This is a genomic window from Vibrio sp. Vb0349, from assembly GCF_033338975.1.
The window spans coordinates 1-12,096 of record NZ_JAWOTS010000002.1; the positions used below are offsets into that span (position 1 = coordinate 1).

The 12,096-nt window shown below is 46.4% G+C and carries 9 protein-coding genes; 4 read left to right on the forward strand and 5 right to left on the reverse strand.

From position 1 onward, the window contains the following. Positions 1–89: 89 nt before the first annotated feature. Positions 90–875 (reverse strand): envelope biogenesis factor ElyC, encoded by a 786-nt coding sequence (gene elyC / locus R7Q47_RS03300; protein WP_005387893.1) that lies wholly within the window; start codon positions 873–875, stop codon positions 90–92. A 114-nt stretch (positions 876–989) separates the two neighbouring features. On the opposite strand from elyC, the gene cmoM reads away from it, so the two are divergent. The 4 genes from cmoM to mukB are packed head-to-tail and all read left to right on the forward strand — an operon-like array spanning position 990 to position 8,293. Next, positions 990–1,781, forward strand: coding sequence for a tRNA uridine 5-oxyacetic acid(34) methyltransferase CmoM (gene cmoM / locus R7Q47_RS03305; protein WP_206959246.1), 792 nt, complete (start codon positions 990–992; stop codon positions 1,779–1,781). Between the two features lie 2 nt (positions 1,782–1,783). Continuing rightward, the gene (gene mukF / locus R7Q47_RS03310; RefSeq protein ID WP_017634722.1) at positions 1,784–3,121 is read left to right on the forward strand and encodes a chromosome partition protein MukF; all 1,338 of its coding nucleotides are present in this window, start codon (positions 1,784–1,786) and stop codon (positions 3,119–3,121) included. Then, on the forward strand, positions 3,102–3,827 hold the full coding sequence (gene mukE, locus R7Q47_RS03315) for a chromosome partition protein MukE (RefSeq protein ID WP_192947903.1): 726 nt from the start codon (positions 3,102–3,104) through the stop codon (positions 3,825–3,827). The genes mukF and mukE overlap by 20 nt, the downstream gene beginning before the upstream one ends. 2 nt (positions 3,828–3,829) lie before the next feature. After that, entirely contained in the window at positions 3,830–8,293 is a 4,464-nt protein-coding gene (gene mukB, locus R7Q47_RS03320) for a chromosome partition protein MukB (protein WP_248487613.1), read from the forward strand. Between the two features lie 143 nt (positions 8,294–8,436). Here the strand turns inward: mukB and R7Q47_RS03325 are convergent, their stop codons facing one another. From R7Q47_RS03325 to R7Q47_RS03340, 4 genes are all read right to left on the reverse strand, one after another. After that, positions 8,437–8,589 (reverse strand): hypothetical protein, encoded by a 153-nt coding sequence (locus R7Q47_RS03325; RefSeq protein WP_005378381.1) that lies wholly within the window; start codon positions 8,587–8,589, stop codon positions 8,437–8,439. Positions 8,590–8,816: 227 nt separating this feature from the next. Next, complete coding sequence (locus R7Q47_RS03330; RefSeq protein WP_005378387.1) at positions 8,817–9,785, reverse strand: alpha-L-glutamate ligase-like protein; 969 nt, start codon at positions 9,783–9,785, stop codon at positions 8,817–8,819. A 3-nt stretch (positions 9,786–9,788) separates the two neighbouring features. Continuing rightward, the gene (locus tag R7Q47_RS03335; protein ID WP_005378389.1) at positions 9,789–11,294 is read right to left on the reverse strand and encodes an inactive transglutaminase family protein; all 1,506 of its coding nucleotides are present in this window, start codon (positions 11,292–11,294) and stop codon (positions 9,789–9,791) included. An 11-nt stretch (positions 11,295–11,305) separates the two neighbouring features. Beyond that, entirely contained in the window at positions 11,306–12,052 is a 747-nt protein-coding gene (locus R7Q47_RS03340) for an ATP-dependent zinc protease (RefSeq protein ID WP_005378391.1), read from the reverse strand. Positions 12,053–12,096 lie beyond the last annotated feature (44 nt).

Here is a 12,096-nt window from a genome sequence, read left to right on the forward strand (position 1 = left end):
CTTTAAAATACAAAACGCCCGATGAAGTACATCGAGCGTTTTAGTTAAAAAGTGTCAACCCATATCAGGACGGGTCATTCAAGATAATACTAGTTTGCTTCAACCATTGGTGTTTGGCCGACAGTATCACGCAACCTTTGCCAAATACTGCCCAAGTACTCATGCCAATAAAGCTCTGTTTGTTCTAAGTAACGCGCTTTAGGTGAGTATTTATCCCAAGGTTGACTGATTTCGCTAATAGCTAAGAAGTTGGTCGGAGCTGGGATTGGTTTAATGCCTGCTGCGTTGAACTCATACAATGCACGGCTCATGTGACTCGCAGAAGTGACTAACACAATCTCCTTTTGTTGAACGAATGCAGCCGCTTGACGCGCCTCTTCCCACGTATCTTTCGCATCTTCTAATAAAATGATATCGGATTTCGCGACTCCCAACGCAAGGGCAACGTTCGCCATCATTCGCGCGTGGCTAATTTCAGATCCGCCAGCATAGCCGGATAAGATTAATTTCGCGCCTGGATACATTCTTAAAATACGAATGCCCTCAGTTAAGCGCATTAATGCTGCACGGCTTAACTGCGAGGTGGGTGGAATTTCGTCATCGATAACATGACCATTCCCTAAAACCATCACGTAGTCGATGGTGCCAGAAACTGGCAAAAAGGCTTTATGCTCTCGCTCTAACGGCATAAGAAGCTTGGTTGAAACAGGTTGGAAGGCAACAAGAAAAATGCCAACAAAAGAGAATAGAACAACGAAGCAGCCAGTTTTACGTTTTGTAGTAAAACTAATGAGAGCAAGACCCAACAAGCCTATCAGCAGCAATGCCGGAAGGGGCATAAGCATGGCTGACACTACTTTTTTCAGCTCAAACATACATAAATAGTCCGAAAAAACATCAATTGATAATAAAAATGAGGGTATCCCTCTTTATTCCTGCTTTCCTTGTGCCAGAATAGCGGCACAATCCGTTATGATAACTCAGCAGAAGTGACAGAAGACCGCAATTTCGACGATATCGCCCACAAATTTGCAAAAAATATTTACGGCTCCGATAAAGGGGAGATCCGCCAAATCATTGTGTGGGAAGATTTTCTACAGATTCTAAGTGAATTAGATGCTGACCAGCAACCCCTAGAAGTGTTAGACGCTGGTGGTGGTTTGGCACAAATGTCGCAAAAGCTTGCTAAGCTCGGACATCGAATCGCTTTATGTGATCTATCTTCGGAAATGCTGCAGTTGGCTAAGCAGGATATTGAAAAAAACGGTTTGCTTGAGCAGTATCGCCTGATTCATTCGCCTGTCCAATCCATCGGTGAACATATGGATGGACGGGTCGATCTGGTTATGTTCCACGCTGTGATGGAGTGGCTGGTTGATCCTAAGGTCGCACTTGACACAGTTCTAGAACAAGTAAAACCGGGAGGCATCGCATCAGTCATGTTCTACAACCACCACGGTTTAGTCTATAAAAACGTGGTTTGTGGCAACATTCCTCATATATTAGACGGCATGCCTCACCGAAAAAGATTTAAACTACAGCCGCAAAAAGGCTTAAAACCTGAAGAAGTCTACCAGTGGATAGAAAATTCAGGTTTTAATATTTGTGGCAAATCTGGTATTCGCTCATTTAGTGATTACATAGGCAATATGGAATACATGGGTGATTACGAGTTTGAAGATGTGTTGGCGCTAGAAAAACAACTTTGTCGACAAGAGCCATACCTCTCATTAGGCCGCTACATTCATGTGTGGGCTAAAAAGAACGATAAACAGGAATAACAATGAGTGAGATGACTCTCAATGCTGCAGAGCAACCAATCGATGAGCTGGTTGGCTGGGTTAAGCAGCACGATTTCTCGTTGAACCTGACCACAGAGCGATTGGCATTTTTGATAGCCATTGCCGTACTGAGTAATGAAAGGTTCGATGAAGAACTGGGTGAAGGTGAACTGCATGATGCATTTGCCATCGTCACTCGACTATTTGATGAGACCGGCGAAGCCTCCGCTTTTCGTGCGAACAATGCGATCAACGAGATGGTTAAGCAGCGTCTTATGAGCCGTTTTGTCAGTGAGATTACTGACGGAGCGAGCATTTACCGCTTGTCGCCATTAGCGATAGGAATAACCGACTACTACGTGCGTCATCGTGAGTTCTCAAAACTGCGTCTATCTATCCAGCTATCCATGGTAGCGGATGAAATGGCGAAAGCGATTGAGGCAGCACAAAAAGGTGGCACACCGGGTCACTGGAAGAAAAACGTATACGGTGTTTTAAAATATTCTGTAGGCGAAATTTTCGATCAAATTGACCTCAACCAACGTGTTATGGATGAGCAGCAACAGTCAGTGAAACAACAGATTGCTGACCTGCTTAACAAAGACTGGCGCGAAGCGATCAACAACTGTGAAGCACTTCTGTCAGAAACATCAAGCACGTTGCGTGAACTTCAAGATACGCTGCAAGCCGCCAGTGATGAACTGCAAACTCAGATCCTCGATATTCAAGAAATTGTTTACGGTGACCCTGAGCTTGAGTTCATCGAAGAAGCCTTGTTTGGTCTGCAAATGAAGCTGGACCGAATCACAAGCTGGGGCCAGCAAGCGATCGACCTTTGGATTGGTTACGACCGACACGTACACAAGTTTATCCGTACTGCAATCGATATGGATAAGAACCGTGCGTTTAGCTCGCGTCTGCGTCAATCCGTCAAAGATTACTTCGATGCGCCTTGGTATCTGACTTATGCAGATGCGGAGAGGCTTTCTGACCTTCGTGATGAGGCCCTAGTACTGCGTGATGACGAGGTCACGGGTCAAGTTCCGATGGAAGTAGAATACGAAGAGTTTCAACAAGTCAATGATGAGCTGTCTGAGCGAATTGGTGACATGCTAAAAGCGCATAAAGATCAAGGCACACCAATCGATTTGAGTGTGGTACTGCGAGATTACCTTGCACAGCACCCTTACACTCATCATTTTGATTTAGCTCGCATTATCGTCGATCAAGCTGTACGTCTAGGGTATTCAGAATCGGATTACCAAGCGATTCAACCAGACTGGAAAGCAATCAACGAATTTGGGGCAAAGGTACAAGCGAATGTCATCGACCGATACTAATGAATACATGTCAGAGAATCTGGCAAAAGCAATTTCTAACCCTCTGTTCCCAGCGCTAGACAGCATGCTTCGAGCAGGGCGTCATATCTCAAGTGAAGATCTAGACAACCACGCGTTGCTGTCGGATTTCGAACTCGAGCTTTCTTCTTTCTACCAACGCTACAACACCGAATTAGTGAAAGCGCCAGAAGGTTTCTTCTATCTTCGTCCTCGTTCAACGTCTCTGATTGGCCGTAGTGTTCTTTCTGAACTGGATATGCTGGTGGGTAAGGTACTGTGTTTCCTTTATCTAAGCCCAGAGCGTCTTGCGCACGAAGGCATCTTCACTAACCAAGAGCTGTACGACGAACTGCTTGCTCTAGCAGATGAAAACAAGCTGATGAAGCTAGTGACGAACCGTGCGACTGGTTCTGACCTTGATAAAGAAAAGCTGTTTGAAAAAGTACGTACGTCACTTCGTCGTCTGCGCCGCCTAGGCATGATCATCAACATCGGTGAAACCGGTAAATTCAGCATCAGTGAAGCGGTATTCCGCTTTGGTGCCGATGTACGTATTGGCGATGACATACGTGAAGCGCAGCTTCGTCTAATCCGTGATGGTGAAGCAGTAGTGCACACCAAAGAGCCAAGCCAAGGCAGCTTATTGTCTGAAGAAGATCAAGACGACCAAGCCCAAGAAGAAACAACAGAAGAGGGTGAAGCATGAGCATGATTGAACGCGGTAAATACCAATCGCTGACCATGGTCAATTGGAACGGCTTCTTTGCCCGTACGTTTGACATCGATGGTCTGGTCACCACGCTATCAGGTGGTAACGGTGCAGGTAAATCAACTACAATGGCGGCGTTCATCACCGCATTGATTCCTGACCAAACGCTACTGCACTTCCGTAACACAACCGAAGCAGGCAGCAGCCAATCGTCTCGCGACAAAGGTTTGTACGGTAAGCTACAGCCGGGCGCATGTTATGCGGCGTTGGATGTGGTGAACTCACGTAACCAACGCCTATTGTTTGCAGTAAAACTGCAGCAAGTTGCGGGTCGTGATAAGAAAGTAGACATCAAACCGTTTGTTATCCAAGGTCTTCCAAGCCATGTGAAACCAACGGATATTTTGGTTGAAAGCGTATCTGCGACTCAAGCTCGTGTACGTCAAATCAACGAAGTAAAAGAATCGATCGCGGAATTTGAAGGCGTTCAGTTCAAAGCGTTCTCTTCTATCGTGGATTACCACGCACAAATGTTTGAATTCGGTGTGATTCCGAAGAAACTGCGTAACTCTGGTGACCGTTCTAAATTCTACCGCCTGATCGAAGCATCGCTTTACGGTGGTATCTCAAGTGCGATTACCCGTTCGCTACGTGACTACCTTCTGCCACAAAACGGCGGCGTGAAGAAAGCGTTCCAAGATATGGAATCGGCGCTGCGTGAAAACCGCATGACGCTAGAAGCGATCAAAACTACGCAAGCAGACCGTGACTTGTTCAAACACTTGATCACAGAGTCGACTAACTACGTGGCAGCGGACTATATGCGCCATGCTAACGAGCGTCGTAAAAAACTAGAACAGACATTGTCTTTGCGTTCAGAGTTATTTGGTTCTCGCGAGACCTTGATTGAGCAAAACAATCTGCTTAATCGCGTTCAAGAAGAGCTGGAACTGTTGATCGAGTCGGAATCGGCGCTAGAGCAAGATTACCAAGCGGCTTCGGATCACTTGCAACTGGTGCAAAACGCGCTGCGTCAGCAAGAGAAGATCGAACGCTACCAAGAAGATCTTGAAGAGCTGAGCGAGCGTCTTGAAGAACAAATGATGGTAGTGGAAGAAGCGCAAGAACGCGTGATTATGGCTGAAGAGCAAGCTACCGTTGCAGAAGAAGAGGTGGATAGCCTTAAGACGCAACTTGCTGATTACCAGCAAGCTCTTGACGTTCAGCAAACTCGCGCCCTTCAATATCAACAAGCAGTTCAAGCGCTGGAGAAAGCGAAGAAGCTACTTGGCGACGACAGCCTAACGGCGGAATCGGCTCAAGCGCTTGTCTCTGAGCTTAAGAGCAAAGAATCAGAAAACACCAATGCGTTGCTATCGGTTAAGCACAAACTGGACATGTCTTCTGCAGCGGCAGAGCAGTTTGAAACCGCGCTTAAACTGGTACAAAGCATCGTTGGTCAAGTTGAGCGCAAAGACGCGTCTGAACATGCGAAAACTGCAATTGCGAAAGCGCGTGAGTCACAACAAATTGCACAAAACGAACAGCAATGGCGAGCACAACACCGTGATCTCGAACGCAGCCTTAACCAGCAGCGTCAAGCACGTGAACTGGTTGCTGAGTACAAAAAGCAATATCACGTTGAACTAACCGATGAGATTACGTTTGAACAAGAACGTGAACGTCATGCGACGCAAATCGAATCACTAGAGATAGCTCAAGAAGAAGTTCGTGATCAGCGTGGTGAACAGCGCCGTCTAGAGCAAAACGCGGTGGCAGAAATCAGTAAGCTTGAAGCAATAGCACCAGCTTGGATTGCGGCGAACGATGCGCTAGAGAAACTGAGAGAGCAGAGCGGTGAAGAGCTTGAGGATCGCCATGCGGTAATGAACCACATGCAAGTTGTCCTTGAACAAGAAAGGGAGCTGTCTTTAGCTAAAGATAAGCTTGCTGAGCGCCGTAGCCAGCTAGACTCTGAGATTGAGCGTCTTGCTTCTCCTGGTGGTTCAAATGACCCTCGCCTGAAAGGTTTGGCAGATACGCTGGGCGGTGTATTGCTGTCTGAGATCTACGATGACATCACGATTGATGACGCGCCTTACTTCAGTGCGATGTACGGTCCGGCTCGTCACGCTATCGTTGTTTCTGACTTGTCAGGCATCGAAGAGAAACTGGTAGAGCTAGACGACTGTCCAGAAGACTTGTACATCATTGAAGGTGACATCGATGCCTTTGATGACAGCTCGTTCGATGCAGAAGAGTTAGAGGGCGCGGTTTGCGTTCGTATGAACGATCGCCAAATGCGTTACTCTCGCTTGCCTGAGATCCCATTGTTTGGCCGTGCGGCACGTGAGCAGCGTCTAGAGTTGCTGCGTAACGAACGAGAAGAAGTGGTAGAGAAACACGCAAAAGCGGCGTTTGATTCTCAGAAAATGCAGCGCTTGTACCAAGCGTTTAACCTATTTGTGTCTAACCACATTCAGGTTGCTTTTGACGCCGATCCAGAACAAGCACTGGCAACTATTCGTGATAAGCGTAACCAAATTGCTCGCGTGCTGGCGGATCTGGATGCGAAAGAGCAACAACAACGTTCTCAGCTTCAAACCAGCAAGCAAGCGTTGTCTTCTCTGGACAAGCTAGCGTCACACATGGTGCTTGTTGAAGATGAGTCATTGCAAGCGCGTTTTGATGAGCTAGAAGAGAAAATCGCTCAGCTTGCAGAGGCGAAGAACTTCTTAAGCAACCATGCAAAAGCCGTCGCGCAATTAGAGAATATTGCGTCTGCGCTTGATGCTGACCCAGAGCAATTCGATGCACTAGAAGCAGAATACAAAGCGGCAGACGAGCGGCTACAAGATCTTAAGAAGCAAATCTTTGCACTCTCGGATCTCGTTGAACGTCGTCACTACTTCGCTTACTCAGATTCAGTAGACCTACTGAACAAGAGTAGCGAACTGAGTGAGCAGCTAAAAGCTAAACTGGTTCAAGCTGAACAAATGCGTACACGCTCTCGTGAAGAGTTGAAACAGTCGCAAGGTCAAATGAACCAATACAACCAAGTATTGGCATCATTGAAGAGTTCACACCAAGCGAAACTGGAAACGGTTCAAGAGTTCAAACAAGAACTTCAAGAGTTTGGCGTGAACGCGGACGAAGGTGCAGAAGAACGTGCAATGCGTCGTCGTGACGAACTGCACGAGCGTCTACACACGTCTCGCAGTCGTAAGAGCGAATACGAGCGCACGATCACCTCTACTGAACTAGAGATGAAAGGCTTGGCGAAACGCCTGAAGAAAGTTCAGAAAGAATATGTTGAGTTGCGTACCTTCGTGGTTGCAGCGAAAGCTGGCTGGTGTTCAGTACTTCGTTTAGCGCGTGAGAACGATGTTGAGCGTCGTCTACACAAGCGTGAACTGGCTTACATGTCTGCGGATGAGCTGCGTTCTATGTCTGATAAATCATTGGGGGCGCTGCGTCTAGCGGTTGCGAACAATGACGACCTGCGTGATGCGCTGCGTCTATCAGAAGATAACGCACGTCCAGAGCGTAAAGTTCTGTTCTATATTGCTGTATACCAACATCTTCGCGAGCGCATTCGTCAGGATATCATCCGTACTGATGATCCAGTTGAAGCGATCGAAGAGATGGAAGTTGAGCTAGCGCGTCTAACGGAAGAGCTAACCCAACGTGAAAACCGCTTAGCGATCAGCTCTGAGTCAGTAGCGAGCATCATTAAGAAGACGATTCAGCGTGAGCAAAATCGTATTCGTATGCTGAACCAAGGCCTGTCGAATATTTCGTTCGGTCAGGTGAAGGGCGTACGTCTGAACGTGAAGATCCGCGAAAGTCACGAAGTGCTACTGAACGGTCTAGCGACACAGCAAGAGCAGCACAAAGACCTGTTTGAATCGACTCGCTTTACTTTCTCCGAAGCAATGGCGAAGCTGTTCCAACGTGTGAACCCACATATTGATATGGGTCAACGTTCTCCTCAGGTTCTGGGTGAAGAGCTACTGGATTACCGTAACTACCTAGAGCTAAGTGTAGAAGTGAACCGTGGTACAGATGGTTGGCTACAGGCTGAGTCTGGCGCACTATCAACAGGTGAAGCGATCGGTACTGGTCAGTCAATCCTTCTTATGGTTGTTCAAAGCTGGGAAGAAGAGTCTCGTCGTCTACGCAGCAAAGACATTGTGCCTTGTCGTCTGCTCTTCTTGGATGAAGCCGCGCGTCTGGATGCGAAATCGATCGCGACATTGTTCGAATTGTGTGACCGTCTGGATATGCAGCTTCTCATCGCGGCACCTGAAAACATCAGCCCAGAGAAAGGTACGACCTACAAACTGGTGCGTAAGGTGTTTAAAGACCACGAGCACGTACACGTAGTTGGTCTGCGTGGTTTTGGTCAAACGGATAAGCCTAAGACTGAAGCGCAAGAGATGATTGAAGAGTTTGAATCGTAAACTCCGAATCTAATAAAACGCCCGCAATGAACGCGGGCGTTTTTGTATCTATTTACGAGGTAGGCTTCGAACAACATAAGACAAGCCGAGACTGTAGGACGGCAGTCTCGGCTTATCAGCGGAACTTCACGAGGAAGCGACGTTTATTCCTCTGGAATATCGTCCCTGACTTCGATCATTTCAGCAAGCTCTTCGAGTGCTTGGACAGAAAGCTCAGACAAGCGTTGTAGGTGTTGGTCTAAGCTCTCTTGTTCTTCAAGCTCTGGTTCATCATTATTTGTTTCTTTTATTAGCATTTCCCAACCTCTCAAGTTGAGTAAGGGGAGCTCTCATCATACTCAAAAGGCAAAGTAGAAAAGAAACGATCTATGTTGATTTTGTTAGCTCGATCATTGATTCAACTTATATATGAGAAGGATGTGTTTAATAAGGAGAGTAAGTGCAAGGTTTTTGGATGCGGGAACAAAAACGCCAGTAATCATGACAATTACTGGCGAGTAATAACGAACATTATGTCGGAGGGTTAGAACAACGGCTTCACACCGAACTGCTCTGCCGCGTAAGCGACGCGTTCAATCGGTTTTGGATACTCAGCAGGTGTGCCAAGGCTCTCTATGTGTTTCAAACGAGGAAGTAAGCCTGCACCATTAGCGATTTGGATTGCCAGACCAGGGCGAGCGTTAAGCTCTAAAACCATAGGTCCTTCATCTTTATCCAGCACCATATCCGTACCCATGTATCCCAAACCTGTCATTTCCCAGGCACTTGACGCAAGCTCCAGCAAGCGCTCCCAATGCGGTACTTGAAGGGTCGAAAGGTCTTTACCTGTATCAGGGTGATGAGTCACTGGATGATCGAACTGCACCGCTCTGACGGCTTTACCTGTCGCGATGTCAATGCCTACTCCTACCGCACCTTGGTGAAGGTTTGCTTTGCCGTCGGAAGCCGCTGTAGAGCAGCGCATCATCGCCATAACTGGATAACCTTTAAATACGATGATCCGAACATCTGGTACGCCTTCATAACTGAAGCCATCAAAACAGTCATCAAACTTGATTAAGTTTTCAACCACAGCAACGTCATTTTTACCACCAAGAGAGAAAAGGCCAGCAAGCGCATTACTAATGTGACGCTCGACCTCATCCCTACCAATTGTAGAGCCGGAGGGTTTGGTATATACCCCGTTTTTATGAGACGTAACAACCAGAATGCCTTTACCGCCACTACCTTGTGCAGGTTTGATCACAAAACCAGGCCAGTTCTCAACCATTTTGTGGATAGTCTTAACTTCAGCTTGGTTATGAATGACACCGATCAGGGCAGGAACTGTTGCTCCTGCTGCCTGTGCAATAATTTTGGTCTTTAGCTTGTCATCGACAAGTGGGTATTTAGAACGATCATTGTAACGGCCAATATAGCTGTGGTTACGCTTGTTCATCCCCATAATGCCTTTATGGCGAAGCTTAGACGGCGAAGTAAAACTTTCGAACATCGTTTAGTCCTCCGCTAGTGGTTTGAAGCGTCGTAGCTCAGTGAGGCGGTAACCTGTGTAAGTACCTAGTAATAGAATACCGGCCAGAACAATCAACTGTAGACCAATGAAGTTAAAGGTTAAGTGTTGAATGTATGAGTTCGTCATTGCAAGGTAAACTAATACCGCTGTCAGCAATGAACCACCACCTTGCAGGGCAACTTCCTTCGCACCTTCTTCTTCCCATAGGATTGACATACGTTCAATCGTCCAAGACAAGATGATCATAGGGAAGAAGGTAATTGTTAGGCCTTCCGTTAAGCCCATCTTAAACGCAACAACGGTGAACACCGAGATGATCATAATAACGGTAATAATGACCGCAGATATCCTTGCTACCAGCAATAAGTTCAACCTAGACAAATAGCTTCGAATAATCAGGCCTGTACCTACAATTAGCAAGAAACCGACAATACCCGTTAATAGTTGAGTTTGAACAAAAGCAACGGCAATCAACACAGGCATGAAGGTACCGGATGTTTTCAGGCCGATAATCACACGCAAGAACACAACGATCAGAGCACCAATAGGGATGAGCATGATGGTTTTGAACATCGCTTGCTCTTCCAAAGGTAGGCTATGAATTGAAATATTCAGTAATCCATCTGCTTCTATTTTGTTGTTTGTAGCTTGTTGTGGTGTCATTTCTTGCTTAATCATCGAGAAATGCACTTGGCTATTTTTACCACCAACAAGGTCAAGTAAGGATACGTTTGATTCATCCCACACTAACAAGTTGGGTTTCACTGCTTTTTGTTCGGATTTTGGCGAAAACAGTACCCAATCTTTACCTGACCAAACCTGAACCATTGGTTGAATTGTTTGGCGTCGACGACCATCTTCTAGTTCGATAACACCGACGGTTTTGCTCTGTATACCTGCGGTAAGCAAAATATTATGCAGTGCATCAGTACGGCTGAAATCGTTCAGTAGTAGCGACGAGTTTTGGCTATCTGGGTCATTAAGCGCTTTGATAAGCTCACGAGTAAACGTCACATTATCGGCTGAGCGACTCATCGCACGTTCGATAAGGGCATTTGCCGCTGCTGCTTGTGGTGCTGATAGCGTTGGTGGCGTAATGTCTTCCGTTGGCGGTAAAGGAGTGACTTTAGCCTGAGGGTCTACTAAGAACTGGGCTTTGTAGTATATGGTTTGTGGCCCTTGAGCTTGGCGAATTGACCATTCTGCACGACGGCCTGAATCGTCATTGATGTAGGAAACGCCATAACCTGATGAGGAAGCAGATTCACCGATAAGTGTGTAACCACTTTGTGTATGAGGTGCTGCAAGTGACGCTTTTACTTCGTTGCCGTTAGCATTGAACTCAATACGAGCTTCTACATCCCATACCTGGCGAGTTTCGCCTGGCGTCCAAGGCACGCCGTAGTTTTCATGTCTGAAAACACTCAGAGCAATGCCCGCAATCACCAATAAGATGATAGAAAGGTAAAACGGTATTTTTGACGTCATAATCTACCTTATTATTTTTTATCTTCGTCCGTTTGGATATAGGTACGACTTACATCGACAAGTGCTATGTCGCGCATAAATTCTCTACCCAGTAAAATAGGATGGTTCATATGTGAGCGATCTGCCAACGTAAATTGCGCTTTTTCATGAATTTTTCCAACGCGCACCCAAAGTTCTACCACAGCGCGGCGTTCTAACTCTTCACTGGTAACCTGGCGGATTTTGACGTAGCGAATGACAGGAGCTTCGATCCAAGTACTTTTCTCTTCTTCGGATTTACTGGTGTCTGCTAAGTGGAATCGGACCCATTTTTTGCCATTTCTTTCGAACTCTTCAATATCAACGGCATTTAAAGACGACGTCGCGGCACCAGTGTCGATACGTGCATCAAAAGTTTGCTTAATCGACTCTACAGTGACCTTTTCGATAGAGCCAAGGACAATATCGTGAGTTGGGGTTGGTTCCACAGGAGCGGGAGATTGGACAATAATCGGCTCTTTCGGTTTTTTTACTTCTGCCATTGCTTCATCGCGAAATGTAAGAAGTTCAACCTGTAGTTTATCGACTTGTTCTTCAAGGCTGTCGATATAGTCCGATTGGTTGCTGAGCTGTAGCTCTAGGTTGGTAATGCGATTATTGACATTCGCTTCTGAATTTTGAATCGCCGCTAACGTTTCTTGGTGGTACTGTTCGCCTTTGGTTAGTGAGCATCCAGATAGTAAGGCGATGGCAACAATCGGGGTCAATCGTAATAACATTGAAAACCTTGGGATTGGATTAAGTTGTTTATTTTTTAGGAGTT